We start from the raw sequence: 22,218 nt of genomic DNA on the forward strand, positions 1-22,218 counted from the left end.
GACCCATGGCTGGCACGACGACGCAGCACGCCGAGCAGGACGCTCCGCAGGAGCCGACGGCAGCGCAGGCGGGCATCCTCGCCGCGCAACGGATCGACCCCGACAACCCGGCCTACAACGTCGGCCAGTACGTGCGCATCGCCGGCGACCTCGACGAGGGCCTGCTGGAGGCCGCGCTGCGCCGCACCCTCACCGAGGCCGACGGCCTGCACATCCGGCTCACCGGGGAGCAGGACCGGACCGTCCTGCTGCCCGGCGCGTTCGACGCCGAGTCCTGGCGGCTGCACCGGCTCGACACCAGCGGCGCCACCGACCCGGTCGCCGCGGCCGCCGCCCTGGTCCACGAGCAGCTGGCCGTCCCGACCGTGCTGGAGGGCCCCGACGCGGGCCCGCTCACCGGCTCGCTGCTGGTGCGCGTCGGCCCCGCCGACCACCTGTGGTTCCAGTGGTTCCACCACCTGGTCGTCGACGGCTACAGCGTCGCCCTGTTCAGCCGCCGGGTCGCCGAGGTCTACACCGCGCTCGCCACCGGGGCCGACGTCCCCGAGAGCCCGTTCCGCCCCGCCGCCCTGCTCGCCGCGGCCGAGCGCGACTACCTCGCCTCCGAGCGGGCCGAGGCCGACCGCGCCTACTGGCGCGAGCGCTTCGCCGACCGCCCGACCGTCGTCAGCCTCACCGAGCAGGCCGCCGCGGCCTCCCCGGCCGGCCTGCGCCACCGCGTCGAGCTCCCGGCCGGGCCGAGCGCCGCGGTGCTCGCCGCGGCCCGCGCCGCCAAGGCCACCTGGGCCGAGGCCGCGAACGCCGCCCTCGCCGCCTACCTGCACCGGATGACCGGCACCGCGGACGCCGTCCTCGGCATGCACTTCATGGCCCGCACCGCCCCCGGCACCCTGCGCGTCCCCGGCATGGCCGTCAACATCCTCCCCGTGCGGCTCCCCGTCGGCGGCGAGGACGCCTTCACCGACCTGATGCGCCGCTCCGCGCAGGAGCTCAAGGCGGTGCGCCGCCACCAGCTCCACCGCGGCGAGGAGATCCGCCGCGACCTCGGCCTGGTCGGCAGCGACGACCGCTTCCACGGGCCGATGCTGAACATCAAGCCCTTCGACCTCGACCTCGACTTCGCGGGCAGCCCCGGCACCACCGTCAACCTGGCCTCCGGACCGGTCGAGGACTTCTCGCTGTCCGTCCTCAAGACCCCCGACGACCGCCTGGTGCTGGAGTTCGACGCCAACCCCGCGCTCTACGGCGCCGGCGAACTCGCCCGCCACGCCGACCGGTTCGCCGGCCTGCTGACCCGCCTCGCCGCCGCGCCCGGACAGCCGCTGGCCGGCCTGCCGCTGCTCGCCGACGCCGAGCGCGAGGACATCCTGCACGGCTGGAACGACACCGCCCGCGAGGTCCGCGAGGGCACCCTGGTCAGCCGGATCGCCGAGCGAGCCGCCGCCACCCCCGACGCCGTCGCGGTCGTCGCCGAGGGCGCCGAGCTGACCTACGCCGAGCTCGACGCCCGCGCCGGCGAACTCGCCCTGGCGCTGCGCGCCGCCGGCGCCGGCCCGGACCGGGTGGTCGCCGTCGCCGTGCCCCGCTCCGCCGAGCTCATGGTCGCCCTGCTCGGCGTCCTGAAGTCCGGCGCCGCCTACCTGCCGCTGGACGCCGACTACCCGGCCGAGCGGCTCGCCTACATGGTCGAGGACGCGGCCCCGGTCCGCGTGGTCACCGTCCGCGCGCTGCTGGAGCGGCTGCCCGAGGCCGCCCGCGCCACCGCCCTGGTGATCGACGACGCGGCCGCCGCGACGCCCGCCCAGGACGGCCCCGCGCTGCCCGCGCCCGGCCCCGACCACGCCGCCTACCTGATCTACACCTCCGGCTCCACCGGCCGCCCCAAGGGCGTCGTGGTCACCCACCGGGCCATCGTCAACCGGCTCGCCTGGATGCAGCACACCTACCGGCTCGGCGCCGACGACCGCGTCCTGCAGAAGACCCCGGCCAGCTTCGACGTGTCCGTCTGGGAGTTCTTCTGGGCGCTCTGCGAGGGCGCCACCGTCGTCCTCGCCCGCCCCGAGGGCCACAAGGACCCGGCCTACCTCGCCGCGCTGATCGCCGGACAGCACGTCACCACCCTGCACTTCGTCCCCTCCATGCTGCGCGCCTTCCTGGAGGAGCCCTCGGTCGCCGAGCGCTGCGCCGGCCTGCGCCGCGCGTTCTGCTCCGGCGAGGCCCTGCCCGGCGACGTCGTCGACCGCTGGTACGCCACCCTCCCCGGGGTGCCGCTGCACAACCTGTACGGCCCCACCGAGGCCGCCGTCGACGTCACCCACCACCACACCGCGCCCGCCGCCGGCGTCGTCCCGATCGGCCGCCCGGTCTGGAACACCCGGCTGTACGTGCTGGACGCCGCCCTGCGCCCCGCGCCGGTCGGCGTGCCCGGCGAGCTGTACCTCGCCGGGGTCCAGCTGGCCCGCGGCTACCTCGGCCGCCCCGGCCTGACCGCGGAGCGCTTCACCGCCGACCCGCACGGCGGCCCGGGCGAGCGGATGTACCGCACGGGCGACCTCGTCCGCTGGGCACCCGACGGCACCGTGGAGTACCTCGGCCGCACCGACGACCAGGTCAAGGTCCGCGGCTTCCGGATCGAGCTCGGCGAGATCGAGGCCGCCCTGGAGGCCCTGCCCGGCGTCGTCCAGGCCGCCGTGACGGCCCGTGAGCTGACCCCCGGCGGCGCCCGCCAGCTGGTCGGCTACCTGGTGCCCGCCCCCGCCGACCCCGAGGCGCTGCGCTCCGAGCTCGCCCGCACCCTGCCCGAGCACATGGTCCCGGCCGTCCTGATCGGCCTGGACGCCCTGCCGCTGAGCCTCAACGGCAAGCTCGACCGCAAGGCCCTGCCCGCGCCCGCCGCCGGCCGCGGCGCAGGCGGCGGCGCCCCGCGCACCGACGCCGAGCGCATCCTCGCCGCGCTGGTCGCCGAGGTCCTCGCCCTGCCCGGCGACCAGGTCGGCGTCGACGACAACTTCTTCTCCCTCGGCGGGGACAGCATCTCCGCCATCCAGCTCGGCAGCCGGGCCCGCCGGGCGGGCTTCCAGATCACCCCGCGGGTGGTGTTCGAGCGCCGCACCGTCGCCCGCATCGCCGCCGTCGCCGAGGACACCCGCACGGCCGGCGCCCCCGCCCTGCGCGCCGCCGACGCCACCGGCCCACTGCCCACCACCCCGATCAGCGAGTGGCTGCGCGAGCGCCGCGGCCCGGTCGCCCGGTTCGGCCAGCACACCGTCGTCACCGTCCCGGCCGGCCTCGACCGGCAGCGCCTGGCCGCCGCCCTGGACACCCTGACCGACCACCACGACGCGCTGCGGCTGTGCCTGAACGTCGCCGAGGACGGCCGCTGGACCCAGGAGGTCCGGCCCGTCGGCAGCGCCCCCGCCGCCGACCGGCTGCGCCACATCACCGTCACCGCCGAGGAGCTGGCCACCGCCGCCGCCCTGGAGCGCGAGGCCGCCGCCGACCGCCTCGACCCCGAACTGGGCGTCGTCCTCCAGGCCGTCCACCTCGACGCCGGCGACCACACCCCCGGCCTGCTCGTCCTCGCCGTCCACCACCTCGCCGTCGACGGCGTCTCCTGGCGCATCCTGCTGCCCGACCTGCGCGCCGCCTACGAGGGCCGCGCCCTGGAGCCCGTCACCACCCCGCTGCGCGCCTGGGCCCGCGGCCTCGCCGAGGCCGCCGCCGAGGACCGGATCCGCGCCGAACTGCCCCTGTGGCAGGCCGTCCTGGCCGACGGCGGCGGACCGCTGCTCGGCGAGCGGGCCCTGGACGCCGGCCGGGACACCGCCGCCGGCACCCGCCGCCTGCGGCTGACCCTGCCCGCCGAGCGCACCGCGCCGCTGCTCGGCGCCGTCCCCGCCACCCACCGGGCCGGCGTCGACCACGTCCTGCTCACCGGTCTGGCCCTCGCCCTGCTCGCCCGCCGCCGCGCCCGCCTCGGCGCCGACGCCCGCCCCGACCTGCTGCTGCGCCTGGAGGGCCACGGCCGCGAGGACCAGCTCGTCCCCGGCGCCGACACCTCCCGCACGGTCGGCTGGCTCACCAGCGAGTTCCCCGCCCGCCTCGACCTCACCGGCGTCGACCCCGAGGCCGCGCTGGCCGGCGGGCCCGCGGCCGGCCGCGCCCTCGCGCTGGTCAAGGAGCAGCTGCGCGCCCTGCCCAACGCGGGCGCCGGCTACGGCCTGCTGCGCCGGCTCGACGAAACCTCCGCCGCCGCCCTCGCCGACCTGCCCGAGCCCCAGCTGCTCTTCAACTACCTGGGCCGCTTCGGCGCCACCGGCGAGGAGTGGGCCGTCGCCCCGGAGGCCGGGGACGCCATCACCGCCTCCACCGACCCCGGCCTGCCCTGCGTCCACGCGCTGGAGATCGGCGCCTTCGTCCACGACGGCCCGGCAGGCCCCGAGCTGACCGTCCAGCTCTCCTGGCCGCAGGGCGTGTTCGGCGAGGACGCCGTCCGGGAGATCGCCGACGGCTGGTTCGCCCACCTCGACGCGCTCACCCGCTACGCCGACCGCCCCGACGCGGGCGGCCTGACCCCCTCCGACGTGCCGCTCGCCCCGGTCACCCAGGCCGTCCTGGACCATCTGGCCGAGGAGCACCCGGACACCGAGGACGTCCTGCCGCTCTCCCCGCTCCAGGAGGGCCTGCTCTTCCACACCCTGCTCCAGGACGACCAGGGCGCCGACGAGCTCTACACCTCGCTCACCTCCCTCGACCTGCGCGGCCCGCTCGACCGCGCCGCGCTCGTCCGCGCCGTCGACGCGGTCGTCAACCGGCACACCGCGCTGCGCTCGGGCTTCCTCGGCGACGGCCTGCCGGAGCCGCTCCAGCTGGTCGCCGGCCGCGTCCGGGTGCCGTGGACCGAGCACGACCTCACCGCGCTGCCCGCCGACCGGCAGCCCGCCGAGACCGCCCGGATCGAGGACGCCGAGGCCTCCCGCCGCTTCGACCTGGCCCGCCCGCCGCTGGTGCGCTGCGCCCTGGTCGCCCTCGGCCCCGACCACCACCGGCTGGTCCTGACCCGCCACCACATCGTCATGGACGGCTGGTCCACGCCCGTCCTGCTGCGCGAGCTGATCACCGCGTACGGGGCCGGGGGCGACCCCGCCGCGCTGCCCGCCACCGCCCCCTACGCCGACCACCTCGGCTGGCTGGCCGCCCGCGACACCGGGGCCGACACCGCCGCCTGGCGGCAGGCCCTGGCGGGCCTCGCCGCGCCGACCCTGCTCGCCGACGGCCTCGGCACCCCCGCCGCCGGCCCGGCCGCCGCCGGACGGGAGATCGAACTGCCGATCCCCGCCGAGCTGTCCGCCGCCCTCACCGCGACCGCCCGCGAGCACGGCCTGACCCTCAACACCCTCGTCCAGGGCGCCTGGGCGGTCCTCCTCGGCCGGCTCACCGGCCGCACCGACGTGGTCTTCGGCGCCACCGTCTCCGGCCGCCCCGGCGACCTGCCCGGCGTGGAGTCGATGGTCGGCCTGTTCAGCAACACCGTCCCGGTGCGCTTCGAACCGGACGAGGACGAGCCGGTCGCCCGGATGCTGGTCCGCCTCCAGGCCCAGCAGTCCGCCCTGCTCGACCACCAGTACCTCGGCCTCGCCGACATCCAGGCGGCGGCCGGCCACGGCACCCTGTTCGACACCCTGCTGGTCTTCGAGAACTACCCGGTCGACCCCGACCACCTCACCGCCCGCGGCCTGCGGGTCGCCGGCATCGGCAACCGAGGCGCCACCCACTACCCGCTCACCGTCCTCACCCTGCCCGGCGAGGCCCCGCAGCTGACCGTCGAGTACCGCCCCGACGTGTTCACCGCCGAGCAGGCCGGCGCCGTCGGCGAGCGCCTGCTGCGGCTGCTCACCGCCATCGCCACCGCGCCGGACACCGCCGTCGGCGCGCTGGAGGTCCTCTCCCCGGCCGAGCGCCGCACCGTCCTGGAGGACTGGAACGCCACCGCGCGCCCCGTCCCCGAGGGCACCGTCGTCGACGCCTTCGCCGCCCGCGCGGCCACCATGCCCGAGGAGACCGCCGTCGTCTTCGGCGCCGAGCGGCTCGACTACGCCGAGCTCGCCGCCCGGGTCGACCGCACGGCCCGCCACCTCGCCGCGCTCGGCGCCGGACCGGGCCGGGTCGTCGCACTGGCCCTGCCGCGCTCGGCCGACCTGGTCGCCGCCCTGCTCGGCGTCCTCGCCTCCGGCGCCGCCTACCTGCCGATCGACCTCGACCACCCGGACGAGCGGATCGCGCTGATGCTGGCGGACGCCGACCCGCTGCTCACCCTCAGCACCGCCGAGGTCGCCGGCCGCCACCCGGTGCTGGCCGCCCACGGCAAGGGCGTCGTCACCCTCACCGAACTCGGCACGCTGAGCGCCGACCCCGTCCGCCCGCACGCCGACGACCTGGCGTACGTCATCCACACCTCCGGCTCCACCGGCCGCCCCAAGGGCGTGCAGGTGCCGCACCGCGGCCTGGCCAACATGCTGGAGCACCACGGCAACACCGTCTTCGCCCGGGCCGCCGCCCTGGCCGACGGGCGCCGGCTGCGCGCCGCGCACACCGCCTCGTTCTCCTTCGACTCCTCCTGGGAGCAGCTGCTCTGGCTGATCCAGGGCCACGAGCTGCACGTCTACGGCGAGGACCTGCGCCGCGACCCGCAGGCCCTCGTCCAGCGGCTGCTCGCGGACCGGGTCGACACCCTGGACGTCACCCCGTCCTTCGGCCAGCAGCTCGTCGAGTGGGGCCTGCTGGACTCCGACCGGCACCGCCCGCTGCTCTTCCTGGTCGGCGGAGAGGCCGTCGGCGACGCCCTGTGGACCCGCATCCGGGAGACCGAGGGCGTGCTCGGCCACAACTTCTACGGCCCCACCGAGTACACCGTCGACGCCCTCGGCGCCGCGCTCGACGACAGCCCCACCCCGTTCGTCGGCCGCCCGATCGGCAACACCCGGGTCTACGTGCTGGACGCCCGGCTGCGGCCCGTCCCGGCGGGCGTGCCCGGCGAGCTGTACATCGCCGGCCCCGGCCTGGCCCGCGGCTACGGCAACCGGCCCGCACTCACCGCGAGCCGCTTCACCGCCGACCCGTTCGGCGCCCCCGGCGGGCGGATGTACCGCACCGGCGACCTGGTGCGCCACCGCCCCGACGGCAGCCTCGACTACCTGGGCCGCGACGACGACCAGGTGAAGATCCGCGGCTTCCGGGTCGAGCCCGGCGAGGTCGAGGCCGCCCTCGCCGCCCTGCCCGGCATCGCCCGGGCCGCCGTGCTGGCCCGCCCGGCCGCCGCAGGCGCCAAGCGGCTGGTCGGCTACGTCGTCGCGGCCCCCGGCGCCGTCGCCGACCCCGCCGCCCTGCGTACCGCGCTCGCCGAGGCGCTGCCCGAGTACATGGTCCCGGCCGCGATCGTGCCGCTGCCCGCACTGCCGCTGAACGTCAACGGCAAGCTCGACCGGCAAGCCCTGCCGGAGCCCGGCGCCGAGGCCTTCGCCGCCCCGGCCGGACGGGCCCCGCGCACCGAGGGCGAGGCCGTGATCTGCGGCGTCTACGCCGACGTGCTCGGCCTGCCCGCGGTCGGCATCGACGACGACTTCTTCCAGCTCGGCGGGCACTCGCTGCTCGCCACCCGGGTGATCGGCCGGCTGCGCGCCGCCCTCGGCAGCGAGGTCGCCGTCCGCGACCTGTTCGAGAGCCGCACCCCCGCGGCCTTCGCCGCCCGCCTCGACGGCGCGGCGACCGGGCGCACCGCCCCCGCCGCCCGCCCGCGCCCCGAGCGGATCCCGCTGTCCGCCGCCCAGGCCCGGCTCTGGTTCCTCTACCGCCTCCAGGGCCCGAGCACCGCGTACACCATCCCGTGCGCGCTGCGGATCGACGGCGAGCTGGACGCGGACGCGCTGCGCGCCGCCTTCGCCGACGTGCTGGCCCGCCACGAGGCGCTGCGCACGGTCTTCCCCGACCACGAGGGCCGGCCCTACCAGCGGATCCTCGACCCGCAGAGCGCCGGGGTGCCGTTCAGCACGGCCGAGGCCTCCGGGCACCGCCTGGACACCGAGGTCGCCGCGGCCGGCGCCCACGCCTTCGACCTGGCCACCGAGATCCCCGTCCGGGCGACCCTGCTGACCGCCGGGCCCACCCGGCACGTGCTCAGCATCGCCCTGCACCACATCGCCGGTGACGAGTGGTCCGAGGGCGTGCTGCTGCGCGACCTCGACCTCGCCTACGCCGCCCGCCGGGCCGGGACGGCCCCGCGGTTCGCGCCGCTGCCGCTGCAGTACGCCGACCACGCGCTGTGGCAGGGCGAGCTGCTGGCCGCCGAGCAGGGACCGGCGGCCGACCAGAGCCGCTACTGGACCGAGCGGCTGGCGGGCCTGCCCGCCGAGCTGGCGCTGCCCACCGACCGGGCCCGCCCGGCCGAGGCGAGCGGCCGCGGCGGCGCCGTCCGGCTGCGGCTGCCCGACGAGCTGCACACCGCCCTGCGCGGCTACGCCCAGCGCACCGGGGCGACCCCGTTCATGGTCACCCAGGCCGCCGCCGCGCTGCTGCTCGGCAAGCTGGCCGGCACCACCGACGTCGTGCTCGGCACGCCCGTCGCGGGCCGCACCGACGAGGTGCTGGAGTCCGTCGTCGGCTTCTTCGTCAACACCCTGGTGCTGCGCCACGACCTGGCCGGCGACCCGGACTTCGACGAGCTGGTCGCCCGCTCCCGGGAGAGCGTGCTCGGCGCGCTCGCCCACCAGGACCTGCCGTTCGACCGGCTGGTGGAGATCGTCAACCCCGAGCGCTCGCTCGGCCGCCACCCGCTGTTCCAGGTGATGGTCCAGCACCGCCGGGAGGCCGACGGCCTGGACCACCTGCTCGGCGCCGCCACCGCGCTGCTGCCCGACCCCGTCCACGCGGCCCGCTTCGACCTCGCCTTCACCTTCGTGGAGGCCGCGGACGGCAGCCGCACCGACCTGACCGTCATCCACGCCGAGGACCTGTTCGACCGCGCCACCGCCCGGCTGTTCGGCGCCCGCCTGATGCGGGTGATGGAGCAGGCCTTCGCCGCCCCCGAGCGGCCGGTGAGCCGGATCGAGCCGACCGCCGCCCAGGAGCGCCGCGGCCTCGCGGGGGAGTGGAACGCCACCGCCATCGCGGTCCGCGAGGGCACCCTGGTCAGCCGGATCGCCGAGCGCACCGCCGCCACCCCCGACGCCGTCGCGGTCGTCTTCGAGGGCGCCGAACTGACCTACCGCGAGCTGGACGAGCGGGCCGCCCGGCTCGCCGGGGCGCTGACCGCCGCCGGCGCCGGCCCCGACCGGATCGTCGCCGTCGCCGTCCCCCGCTCCGTCGAGCTGATGGTCGCCCTGCTCGCCGTCCTCAAGGCCGGCGCGGCCTACCTGCCGCTGGACACCGAGTACCCCGTCGAGCGCCTCACCGGCATGGTCGAGGACGCCGCCCCGGTGTGCGTGCTCACCGTCCCCGGCCTGGAGGCCGGCCTGCCCGCCGTGCCGGGCGTGCCGGTGCTCACCGTCGACGCCCGGGCGGCGGCGCCCGTGCCGCCCGCCGCCCCGGACGCCGACCACGCCGCCTACGTCATCTTCACCTCCGGCTCCACCGGCCGCCCCAAGGGCGTCGTGGTCACCCACCGGGCGATCGTCAACCGGCTCGACTGGATGCGCGAGGTCTACGGCATCACCGCCGAGGACCGCGTCCTGCAGAAGACCCCGGCCAGCTTCGACGTGTCCGTCTGGGAGTTCTTCCTGCCGCTGGTCAGCGGCGCCCGGGTGGTGCTGGCCCGCCCCGGCGGCCACCGCGAGCCGGAGTACCTGGCCGCCCTCGCCGCGCGCGAGTCCGTCACCGCCTGCCACTTCGTGCCGTCCATGCTCACCGCCTTCACCGGCGCCGCCGAGCAGGACGCGAGCGTCCGGCAGGGCTTCGCGGGCGTGTCCCGGGTCTTCTGCTCCGGCGAGGCGCTGCCCGCCGCCGCGGTCGACCGCTTCCTCGCCCTGTGGCCGCAGATCGGGCTGCACAACCTGTACGGCCCCACCGAGGCCGCCGTCGACGTCACCTACCACCGCGCCTGGGCCGGCTCCGGCGTCGTCCCGATCGGCCGCCCGGTCTGGAACACCCGCCTGCACGTGCTGGACGCCCGGCTGCGGCCCGTCCCGGTGGGCGTCCCCGGCGAGCTGTACCTCGCCGGGGTCCAGCTGGCCCGCGGCTACCTCGGCCGCCCCGGCCTGACCGCGAGCCGCTTCGTCGCCGACCCGTTCGCGCCGACTGGGCCCCTCCTGCCCGATGGCGGGCAAGGAGGGAGGATGTACCGCACCGGTGACCTCGTACGCCGCCGGATCGACGGCGAGGTCGAGTACCTCGGCCGCACCGACGACCAGGTCAAGGTCCGCGGCTTCCGGATCGAGCTCGGCGAGGTCGAGTCCGCCCTCGCCGCCGTCCCCGGCGTCGGCCAGGCCGCCGTCACCGCCCGCGCCGTCACCGAGGGCGGTGCGCGCCAACTGCTCGGCTACGTCGTCCCGCAGGCCGGGGCGGGCGTGGGCGGCGAGGCCGTCCGCGCGGCCGTCGCCGCCGTGCTGCCCGAGCACATGGTCCCCGCGGTCGTCACCGTCCTGGACGCGCTGCCGCTGAGCGTCAACGGCAAGCTCGACCGCAAGGCCCTGCCCGCCCCCGGCCGCCGCACCGGGCAGGCCGCCCCCGCGGCCGCCGGACCGTCCCCGGCCGCCGCCCTGGCGCGGGTCTTCGCCGAGGTGCTCGGCCTGGCCGAGGTCGGCGAGGACGAGAACTTCTTCGCCCTCGGCGGGGACAGCATCGTCTCGATCCAGCTGATCAGCCGGGCCCGCAAGGCCGGCTACGAGCTCGCCGCCAAGGACGTCTTCCAGTACCCCACCCCGGCCGCCCTGGCCGAGGCCAAGGGCCTGCCGACGGCCCGCCCGGCCGACCGGGCCCCGGCCGCACCGCAGGCCCCCGCCGACGGCGAACTGCCCGCCCTGCCGGTGGTGCACTGGCTGCGCGAGCGCGGCGGCCCCGTCGACCGCTTCAACCAGTCGGTGCTGGTCAGCGTCCCCGCCGGTCTGCGGGAGGAGCCGCTGCGCGCCGCCCTGGCCGCGCTGGCCGCCCACCACCCGGCGCTGCGGCTGCGCCTCGACCGGACCGACGGCCTCTGGACCCAGGAGATCCTGCCGACCGGCCAGGCACCCGCCACCACCGAGCCGGACACCCTGCGCCGCGTCGACGCCCGCGAGGGCGACCTCACCGCGCTGCTGACCCGGGAGGCCGACGCGAGCGCCGCCGCGCTCGACCCCGCCGCCGGCCGGGTGCTGCGCGCCGCCTGGTTCGACGCGGGCGACACCCGGGACGGCCGCCTGCTGCTGACCGTCCACCACCTGGCGGTGGACGGCGTCTCCTGGCGCACCCTGCTGCCCGGGCTCGCCGCCGCCTACCAGGCCCTCGCCGCAGGCCGCAGGCCCGCCCTCGAACCCGAGGCGTACGGGCTGCGCGCCTGGTCCGAGCACCTGCTGGCGCACGCCCAGGAACGCGCCCGGGTCGCCGAGGCCGCCCACTGGCGCACCGCGCTCGCCGGGCCGCCCGGACCGCTCGCCGCGCTGAGCGCCGACCCCGACCGCGACACCGTCGCCACCGTGCGCACCCTGCGCCGCACCCTGCCCGCCGACCGCACCGCCCCGCTGCTCACCGAGGTGCCCAAGGCCTTCGGCGCCGGGGTCGACGACGTGCTGCTCGCCGCCCTGGTGCTCGCCGTGGCCACCGCCCGCCCGGGCGCCGCCCCAGCCCTCCAGGTCGACCTGGAGGGGCACGGCCGCGGCGGCCACGACGGGCTCGCCCCCGACCTCGCCGGCACCGTCGGCTGGTTCACCACCGTCCACCCCGTCCGGCTGGACCTCGCCGGGATCGACCCGGCCGCCGCGCTCACCGGCGGCCCGGCCGCCGGCCAGGTGCTCAAGCAGGTCAAGGAGCAGCTGCGGGCCGCCCCCGACAAGGGACTCGGCTTCGGCCTGCTGCGCCACCTCAACCCGCAGACCGCGCCGCTGCTGGCCGCCGCGCCGCGCTCGCAGGTGCTGTTCAACTACCGGGGACGCGCCGACGGCGCCACCGGAGCGCCGGGCGGCTGGCCGCTCGCCCCGCAGCCCGAGCGGGACGCCGTCGCGGCCGGCGCCGGCCCCGACCCGCGGATGGCCGCCGGCTACCCGCTGGAGATCGACGCGGTGGTCCGCCCCGGCGCCGACGGACGGCCCGAGCTGGCCGTCGAGTGGAGCCGCCCGCAGGCCCTGCTCACGGACGCCGAGGTCACCGCGCTCGCCGACGCCTGGTTCGCCGCCCTGGACGCCCTCGCCCGGCACACCGCCGGCGGCGGGGCCGGCGGGGTCACCCCCTCCGACCTCAGCCTCGTCTCGCTCAAGCAGGCCCAGATCGACCGGCTGGAGTCCCGGCTGCGCGGGCGGCGGCGCCGATGAGCACCGAGCCCGTCCGTCCGGACCCGACCGACCACCACGCCCCGACCACCCCCAGGACCGAGAAGACCGTGATGAACGACTCCACCGCACCGATCGACGACCCCCAGGCCGAGGGCGCGGCCGCATCGGACCTGGAGGACGTCTACCCGCTGTCCTCACTCCAGGAGGGCCTGCTCTTCCACGCCCTGTACGACGACGGGGCCCGCGACGTCTACGTGGTCCAGTCCCACCTGGACCTGGCGGGCCCGCTCGCCACGCCCCGCCTCGCCGCCGCCCTGGACGCCCTGCTGACCCGCCACGCCAACCTGCGGGCCGGCTTCTGGTACGAGGACCCGGAGGCCGTCGTCCAGTTCGTCCAGCGCACCGTGGACACCCCGCTGCGCGAGGTCGACCTGACCGCGCTCGACGGGGACGCCCAGGACGCCGCCGTCCGCGCGGCCATGGACGAGGACTGGCACCGCCGCTTCGACCTGGACACCCCGCCGCTGCTGCGGCTGGCCCTGCTGCGGCTGGACGCCGAGCGCTCCCGGCTCGTCCTGACCTGCCACCACCTGCTGCTCGACGGCTGGTCGATGCCGATCGTGTTCCGCGAGCTGATGGCCCTGTACGGCTCGGCCGGCGACCCCTCGGTGCTCGCCGCCGCCCGCCCCTACAAGGACCACCTCGCGCTGCTGGCCACCCGGGACACCGCCGCCGCCGAGGCCGCCTGGAGCACCGCCCTGGCGGGCTTCGAGCAGGCCCACCCGGTGGCGCCCGGCGCCGGCACCGCGGCCGCCGTCGAGCCGGGCCTGGTCACCCGGTACGCCGACCCGGTGCTGTCCGAGCGCGTCGCGGCCGCCGCCCGGGGCCGCGGCCTGACCCTCGGCAACCTCGCCCACACCCTGTGGGGCGTCCTGGTCGGCTCCCTCACCGGCACCACCGACGTGGTGTTCGGCACCACCGTCTCCGGCCGCCCCGACGACCTGCCGGGCGCCGAAGCCATGGTCGGCCTGTTCATCAACACCGTGCCGGTCCGGGTCCGGCTCGCCCCCGGCGCCACCCTGGCCGGCGCCGCCGCCCAGGTGCAGCGCGAGCAGGCCGAGCTGATGGCCCACCAGCACCTCGGCCTCGGCGCGATCCAGCGCCGCAGCGCCGTCGACGGCAGCCTGTTCGACACCCTGCTCGTGGTGGAGAACTACCAGGGCGGCGGCGACGCCCTGCGCGAGGCCCTCGGCGACACCGCCGGCCTCACCGTCACCGCGCTCGGCGCCCGCGACGCCACCCACTTCCCGCTCGGCCTCACCGTGCTGCCCGGCGCCGAGCTGCGGGTCGAGCTGGAGTACCGGCCGGACCTCTTCACCGCGGCCCAGGCCGAGCGGATCGCCGACCGCTTCCTCGCCCTGCTGGCCGCCTTCGCCGACGGCCCGGACACCCCGCTGGCCCGGCTCGACCTGCTCGACCCGGCCGAGCGCGCGGCCCTGCCCGCCACCGTGGCCGGCCCGGCCCACCAGGTGCCGGCCGGCACCGTCGCCGACCTGTTCGCCGCCCAGGCCCGCCGCACGCCCGCCGCCCGCGCGCTGGTCGGCCCGTCGCTGACCGGCACCGCCACCGCCGAGACCTTCGCCGAACTCGACACCGCCGCCGACCGGCTGGCCCGGCTGCTGCTCCGCCGCGGCCTCGGCGCGGACGGCACCGCGGCCATCGCGCTGCCCCGCTCCACCGACACCGTCACCGCGGTCCTCGCCGTGCTGCGGGCCGGCGCCGCCTACCTGCCGCTGGACCTCGACCACCCCGACGAGCGGCTCGCCCTGTTGCTCGACGACGCCCGCCCGGCCGTGCTGCTGACCACCTCGGCGGTCGCCGCGCGGCTCCCGCGGCAGCCCGGCACCACCGTCCTGCTGCTCGACACCGAGGACACCCGGGCCGCCCTCGCGGCCCTCCCGGACGGCCCGCTCACCGACAGCGAGCGCGGCGGCCCCGTCCTCCCCGGACAGGCCGCGTACATCATCCACACCTCCGGGTCGACCGGCCGCCCCAAGGGCGTCGTCATCCCGCACGAGGGCCTCGCCAACCTGGCCCACGACCACCTCTCCGGCCCCTTCGCCGACGCCCTCGACGCCGCCGGCCTGCGCCGGCTGCGGGCCCTGCACACCGCCTCCTTCTCCTTCGACTCCTCGTGGGAGCAGCTGATCTGGCTGATCGGCGGACACGAGCTGCACATCCTCGGCGAGGAGGACCGGCGCGACGCCGAGGCCGTCGTCGCCTACACCCGCGAGCAGCGGGTGCACGCCCTGGACGTCACCCCCAGCTACGCCCAGCAGCTGCTGGACTCCGGCCTGCTGGCCGGCGCGCACCGCCCGCCCGTCCTGCTGCTCGGCGGCGAGGCGCTCCCCGAACCGCTCTGGACCAGGCTGCGGGCCGAGCCCGGCGTCACCGTCCTCAACTACTACGGCCCGACCGAGTTCACCGTCGACGCGCTGCTCGCCGACCTCGCCGACAGCGAGACCCCGAGCGTCGGGCGCCCGCTGGCAGGCGCCCGCGCCTACGTCCTCGACGCGCTGCTTCGGCACGTCCCGGCCGGCTCGCCCGGCGAGCTGTACCTGGCCGGCGTCCAGCTGGCCCGGGGCTACCTGGACCGCCCGGGCCTGACCGCCGAGCGCTTCGTCGCCGACCCGCACGGCGCGGCCGGCACCCGGATGTACCGCACCGGGGACCTGGTGCGCCGCCGCCCCGACGGCACCATCGACTACCTGGGCCGGGTCGACGACCAGATCAAGATCCGCGGCTACCGGATCGAACTCGGCGAGATCGAGGCGGTGCTCGCCGAGCAGCCCGGAGTGGCGCACAGCGCGGTGCTGGTGCGCTCCGGCGCGGTCGACCGGGTGGTCGCCTACGTCGTCCCCGCCGCCGGTGCCGCCCTGGACACCGCCGCCCTGTACGAGGCGGTCGCGGCCCGGCTGCCCGAGTACATGGTCCCCTCGGCGTTCGCCGTGCTGGACGCGCTGCCGCTGACCGTCAACGGCAAGCTCGACCGCGCCGCGCTGCCCGCGGACGACGCCCTCGACTACACCGGGGCGCCGGCCGGCCGGGCCGCCGAGACCGAGACCGAGCAGCTGCTCTGCGAGCTGTACGCCGAGGTCCTGGGCCTGCCCGGGACGGGCGCCGAGGACGACTTCTTCCGCCTCGGCGGCGACAGCATCTCCTCCATCCGCCTGATCGGCGCGGCCCGCGCCGAGGGCCTCGCGCTCAGCCCGCGCGACGTCTTCGAGGGCCGCACCCCGGCCGCGCTGGCCGCCCTGGCCGACGCGCGCGGCGCCGCCGCCCAGGCCCCCGAGCTGCCCGAACTGCCCGCCGCGACCGAGGCCGAGCTGGCCGCCGTCCGCGCCGCCGCACCCAAGCTGGAGATCGAGGACCTCTGGCCGGTCTCCCCGCTCCAGGAGGGCCTGCTCTTCGAGGCCGGCTACGACGACCAGGCGCTGGACGTCTACACCTCCCGCGACCTCGTCACGCTGACCCGCCGGGTGCCGCTGGAGGTGCTGCGCTCCGCGGTCGCCGCCGTGCTGGAGCGCCACCCCAACCTGCGGGCCGGGTTCCTGCAGGACGGCCCCGGGCGCCCGCTGCAGTTCGTACCGCGCGCCGTCGACGTGCCGCTCACCGAGACCGACCTGTCCGCGCTCACCCCGGCCGGGTTCGAGGCCGAGCTGCGCCGGCTGACGGAGCGCGAGGCCGCCACCCGCTTCGACCTGGCCGCCCCGCCGCTGCTGCGCCTGGTGTCGGTGCTCGCCCCGGACGGCGGGCAGCGGATCCTGATCACCAACCACGCCCTGCTGTGGGACGGCTGGTCGGCCGGGCTGTTCCTGCAGGAGCTGCTGACCGGCTGCGCCGGCCAGGAGGCGCCCGAACCCGGCCTGCCCTACCGGGACTTCCTGCGCTGGCTGGCGGCCCAGGACGCCGAGCAGGGCCGCACGGCCTGGCGCGAGGCGCTGGCCGGCCTGGCCGAGCCGACCCTGCTGGCGCCGCAGGCCCGCGAGCGGGCCGCGCTGCTGCCGCAGGAGGTCACCGCGGAGATCTCCGCCGACCTGACCGCCCGGATCGCGGCCTTCGCCCGCGAGCGCGGCCTGACCCTCAACACCGTGCTCTCCGGCGCCTGGGGCCTGCTGCTGTCCGGCCTGACGGCCCGCGAGGACGTGGTGTTCGGCGCGACCGTCTCCGGGCGCCCGGCCGAGCTGGCCGGGATCGACGCCACCATCGGCATGTTCCTCAACACCGTGCCGGTCCGGGCGAGGCTGGACGGCGCCGAGAGCGTCACCGCCTTCCTCACCCGGCTGCAGGAGGAGCAGACCGCCCTGCTGGCGCACCACCAGGTCGGCCTCGGCGAGATCCAGCGCGGTACCGGCTTCGGCCGGCTGTTCGACACCCTCCAGGTGCTCCGCAACACGCCCGCCGACCAGGGCGTGCGCGACCGCATCCGGGAGAGCCTGGGCGTCCAGGACGTCGTCGACGTCGACGCCACGCACTTCCCGCTGATCTTCATCACCAACCCGGGTGAGGCGCTCTCCTTCGAGTGGAAGTTCCGCCCGGACGTCTTCGAGCGCGCCGTCGTCGAGGCGCACGCCGAGCGCCTGGTCGCCCTGCTCGGACAGCTCGTCGACCACCCCGACCGCCCGGTGCGCGCGCTGGACGTGTTGACGTCGGGTGAGCGCGGGTTGTTGGGGGAGTGGGCGGCGACGGGTCGGGAGTTGCCGGCGGCGTCGGTGGCGGATCTGTTGGCGGAGCGTGCGGTGTCGGTGCCGGACGAGGTGGCGCTGGTGTTCGGTGCGTCGTCGTGGACGTATGCGGAGCTGGATGCGCGGGTGAACCGGTTGGCGCGGTTGTTCACGGCGCGCGGTGCCGGTCCGGAGCGGGTGGTGGCGTTGGGGCTGCCGCGTTCGCTGGAGATGGTGGCCGCCCTGTTCGCGGTGCTGCGTGCGGGTGCGGCGTACCTGCCGCTGGAGCTGGACTACCCGGTGGAGCGCCTGGCGTTCATGGTCGAGGACACCGCTCCGGCCTGCCTGATCACCGACTCCACCGCGGCCGCCCTGATGCCGGCCCACGACAACACCGTCCTCCTCGACGACGAGTCCGTCCGGGCCGAACTGGCCGGCCTCTCCGGCGAGCCGTACCGGACCCCCTACGACCCGGACGCGGCCGCGTACGTGATCTTCACCTCGGGGTCCACCGGGCGTCCGAAGGGCGTGGTGACGCCGTACCGCGGTCTGACCAACATGCAGCTGAACCACCGGCAGGAGATCTTCGACCCGGTGGTGGCCTCGGCCGGCGGGCGCCGGCTGCGGATCGCCCACACCGTGTCGTTCTCCTTCGACATGTCGTGGGAGGAGCTGCTCTGGCTGGTCGAGGGCCACGAGGTGCACGTCCTCGACGAGGCGCTGCGCCGCGACACCCAGCGCCTGGTCGACTACTGCGCCGAGCAGGCCGTCGACGTCATCAACGTCACCCCGTCCTACGCGCAGGCCCTGGTGGAGTGCGGCCTGCTGGACGAGGGGCGGCACCGTCCGGTGCTGGTCCTGCTCGGCGGCGAGGCCGTCGCCGAGACCCTCTGGTCCAAGCTGCGGGACACGCCGGGGGTGATGGGCTACAACCTGTACGGGCCGACCGAGTACACGATCAACACGCTCGGCGGCGGCACGCTGGACTCGGCGACCGCCACGGTGGGCCGGCCGATCTGGAACACCGTCGCGCACGTCCTGGACGGCCATCTGCGGCCGGTGCCGGTGGGTGTGCCCGGTGAGCTGTACGTCTCCGGGGTGGGTCTGGCGCGGGGCTATCTGAACCGTGCCGGTCTGACGGCGGAGCGGTTCGTCGCCGACCCGTTCGGCGCGCCGGGTGCGCGGATGTACCGCACGGGAGACGTGGTGCGCTGGCGGGCGGACGGCCTGCTGGACTTCCTCGGCCGGGCCGACGACCAGGTGAAGATCCGCGGCTACCGGGTCGAGCCCGGCGAGATCGAGGACGCCGTCACCGAGGACGCGAGTGTGGCCCAGGCCGCCGTCGTCGTCCGCGAGGACGCCCCGGGCGTCAAGCGCCTGGCCGCCTACCTCGTCCCCGCCGGCCCCGGCGTGGACGTCGCCGCGATCCGCAACGCGCTGGCCGCGCGGCTGCCCGAGTACATGGTCCCCTCGGCGTTCGTCGTCCTCGACGCCCTGCCGCTGACCGTGAACGGCAAGCTCGACCGCAAGGCCCTGCCCGCCCCCGACACCACCGCCACCGGCCGCGCCCCGCGCGACGCCCGCGAGGAGATCCTCTGCGGCGCCTTCGGCGAGGTGCTCGGCCTGACCGGGGTCGGCCCCGAGGACCACTTCTTCGACCTCGGCGGCCACTCGCTGCTCGCCACCCGCCTGGTCTCCCGGATCCGCACCCTGCTGGGCGGCCGGCTGACCGTCCGCGACCTCTTCGAGGCGCCCACCCCGGCCGGTCTCGCCCACCGGGCCGGCGGCGAGGGCGAGCGGCGCCCCGTGCTCGGCCGCCGCGAGCGGCCGCAGGACCTGCCGCTCTCGCACGCCCAGCGCCGGATGTGGTTCCTGCAGAACCTCGACGACTCCGGGGCGACGTACAACGTGCCGCTGGTCGTCCGGGTCACCGGCGCGCTCGACACCGACGCCCTGCGCGCCGCCGTCCGCGCGGTGACCGACCGCCACGAGAGCCTGCGCACCGTCTTCACCGAGCGCGACGGCTCGGTGTACCAGCAGGTCCTGGCCGCCCCGGCGGCCGAGGACGCCGTCCACCTGGTCCGCTCCGGCGAGCGGACCCTGGACGCCGACGTCGAGGCGGCCGTCCGCCACGGCTTCGACCTCTCGGCCGAGGCTCCGCTGCGCGTCACCCTGCTGGAGATCGGCCCCGAGGACCACGCGCTGGTGCTGCTCTTCCACCACATCGCCGGTGACGAGTGGTCAATGCTGCCCTTCATTGACGACCTGACGACCGCGTACACCGCGTACGCCGCCGGGACGGCCCCGGCCTGGCCGCCGCTGCCGGTCCAGTACGCCGACTACACGCTGTGGCAGCAGGAGCTGCTCGGCTCCGACGAGGACCCGCAGAGCCTGCACGCGCGTCAGGTCGCCTACTGGCGGGAGGCGCTGGCCGGCCTGCCCGAGGAGCTGCCGCTGCCGACCGACCACCCGCGCCGCCCGCTGGCCGGGTACCGCGGTGACACCGTGCACGCCCAGGTGCCGCCGGCCGTCTACCGCGGCCTGCGGGAGGCCGCCCGGGCGACCGGCACCACCACCTTCATGGTGCTCCAGGCCGCCGTGGCGACCCTGCTGCACCGCCTCGGCGCCGGCACCGACATCCCCCTCGGCGCGCCGGTGGCCGGCCGCTCCGACGCCGGGCTGGACGCCCTGGTCGGCTTCTTCGTCAACACCCTGGTGCTGCGCAACGACCTGTCCGGCGACCCGACCTTCGCGGACCTGCTGACCCGTACCCGGGACACCGACCTGGCCGCCTTCGCCCACCAGGACCTGCCCTTCGACCGGCTGGTCGAGGCGGTCAACCCGCCGCGGGTGCCCGGCCGCCACCCGCTGTTCCAGGTGATGCTCGGCTACCAGCACAACGACGGCCAGGGCGGGCGACTGCTCGGCCTGGAGAGCCGCATCCTGCCGTTCGAGCTGGGCGCCGCGAAGTTCGAACTCGACTTCAACTTCGAGGAGACCTCCTCCACCGAGGAGATCGACATCGCCTTCGAGTACGCCGTCGACCTCTACGAGCGCGGCACCGCCGAGGCCCTGGTCGAGCGGCTGCTCGCCGTCCTGGAGCAGGTCGCCGCCGACCCGCACCGCCGCATCGGCGCCCTCGACGTGTTGACGTCGGGTGAGCGCGGGTTGTTGGGGGAGTGGGCGGCGACGGGTCGGGAGTTGCCGGCGGCGTCGGTGGCGGATCTGTTGGCGGAGCGTGCGGTGTCGGTGCCGGACGAGGTGGCGCTGGTATTCGGTGCGTCGTCGTGGACGTATGCGGAGCTGGATGCGCGGGTGAACCGGTTGGCGCGGTTGTTCACGGCGCGCGGTGCCGGTCCGGAGCGGGTGGTGGCGTTGGGGCTGCCGCGTTCGCTGGAGATGGTGGCCGCCCTGTTCGCGGTGCTGCGTGCGGGTGCGGCGTACCTGCCGCTGGAGCTGGACTACCCGGTGGAGCGCCTGGCGTTCATGGTCGAGGACACCGCCCCGGTCTGCCTGGTGACCAGCTCCGCCGCGGTGGACCGGATGCCCGACGCCCCCGGGGTGGAGCGCCTGCTGCTGGACTCCCCGCAGATCGAGGCCGAGCTCGCCGCGCTGCCCGCCACCCCGCTCGGCCTCACGGTCGACATGGACGCGGCCGCGTACGTGATCTTCACCTCGGGCTCTACCGGGCGTCCGAAGGGCGTGGTGACGCCGTACCGCGGTCTGACGAACATGCAGTTGAACCACCGGCAGGAGATCTTCGACCCGGTGGTGGCCTCGGCCGGCGGGCGCCGGCTGCGGATCGCGCACACGGTGTCGTTCTCCTTCGACATGTCGTGGGAGGAGCTGCTCTGGCTGGTCGAGGGACACGAGGTGCACGTCCTGGACGAGGCGCTGCGCCGCGACGCGGAGGCCCTCGCGGCCTACTGCGCCGAGCACGCGGTGGACGTCGTCAACGTGACGCCCTCCTACGCCCAGGCCCTCGTCGACCGCGGTCTGTTGGACGAGGGTCGGCACCGGCCGGTGCTGGTGCTGCTGGGCGGTGAGGCGGTGGCGGAGACGCTGTGGTCGAAGCTGCGGGACACGCCGGGGGTGATGGGCTACAACCTGTACGGGCCGACCGAGTACACGATCAACACGCTCGGCGGCGGCACGCTGGACTCGGCGACCGCCACGGTGGGCCGGCCGATCTGGAACACCGTCGCGCACGTCCTGGACGGCCATCTGCGGCCGGTGCCGGTGGGTGTGCCCGGTGAGCTGTACGTCTCCGGGGTGGGTCTGGCGCGGGGCTATCTGAACCGTGCCGGTCTGACGGCGGAGCGGTTCGTCGCCGACCCGTTCGGCGCGCCGGGTGCGCGGATGTACCGCACGGGAGACGTGGTGCGCTGGCGGGCGGACGGCCTGCTGGACTTCCTCGGCCGGGCCGACGACCAGGTGAAGATCCGCGGCTACCGGGTTGAGCCCGGCGAGATCGAGGACGCCATCGCCGCCCACGAGGACGTCGCCCAGGCCGCCGTGGTGGTCCGTGAGGACACCCCCGGCGTCAAGCGCCTGGCTGCCTACCTGGTGTCAGGTGAGGGTACCCTTATCGAGGCCTCCGAGATCCGGCGTATGCTGGCGTCCCGGCTGCCCGAGTACATGGTCCCCTCGGCGTTCGTCGTCCTCGACGCCCTGCCGCTGACCGTGAACGGCAAGCTCGACCGCAAGGCCCTCCCGGAGCCCGGCGCCGAGGACTACACAGCGTCGGGATCGCAGCGCGAACCCCGGTACCCGAGCGAGAAGGCGGTACACACGGCGTTCGCCCGGGTGCTGGGCCTGCCCTCGCTGGGCATCGACGAGAACTTCTTCGACCTCGGCGGCCACTCGCTGCTCGCGATGTCGCTGCTCCAGCGGCTCCGCACGGAGTTCGAGGGCGACATCTGCCTGGCCGACCTGCTCGCCAGGCCGACCGTCGCGGCCCTCGCCGACTTCCTGGTGGACCGCCTGGTCCACACCGCCCTCGGGGCCGAGCCGAGCGACGGCACCGCCTGCTCCGGCTGACC

Annotated in this window: 2 protein-coding genes; both read left to right on the forward strand. The window is 76.3% G+C overall.

The window, feature by feature from the left end; translation table 11 throughout:
* The first annotated feature begins 5 nt into the window (after positions 1-5).
* The gene (locus tag ACGFZP_RS19230) at positions 6-12,491 is read left to right on the forward strand and encodes an amino acid adenylation domain-containing protein (protein WP_392934184.1); all 12,486 of its coding nucleotides are present in this window, start codon (positions 6-8) and stop codon (positions 12,489-12,491) included.
* The gene (locus ACGFZP_RS19235) at positions 12,488-22,216 is read left to right on the forward strand and encodes an amino acid adenylation domain-containing protein (protein WP_392934186.1); all 9,729 of its coding nucleotides are present in this window, start codon (positions 12,488-12,490) and stop codon (positions 22,214-22,216) included. Before ACGFZP_RS19230 ends, ACGFZP_RS19235 begins: the two co-directional genes overlap by 4 nt.
* The last annotated feature ends 2 nt before the right edge of the window (positions 22,217-22,218 follow it).

It is taken from the genome of Kitasatospora sp. NPDC048239 (assembly GCF_043202015.1).
GTDB lineage: Bacteria > Actinomycetota > Actinomycetes > Streptomycetales > Streptomycetaceae > Kitasatospora.

What these genes read in the sequence shown, in the direction of transcription:
- ACGFZP_RS19230 (WP_392934184.1), top strand. Translation starts at nt 6, where the DNA reads ATGGCTGGCACGACGACGCAGCACGCCGAGCAGGACGCTCCGCAGGAG.
- ACGFZP_RS19235 (WP_392934186.1), top strand. Translation starts at nt 12,488, where the DNA reads ATGAGCACCGAGCCCGTCCGTCCGGACCCGACCGACCACCACGCCCCG.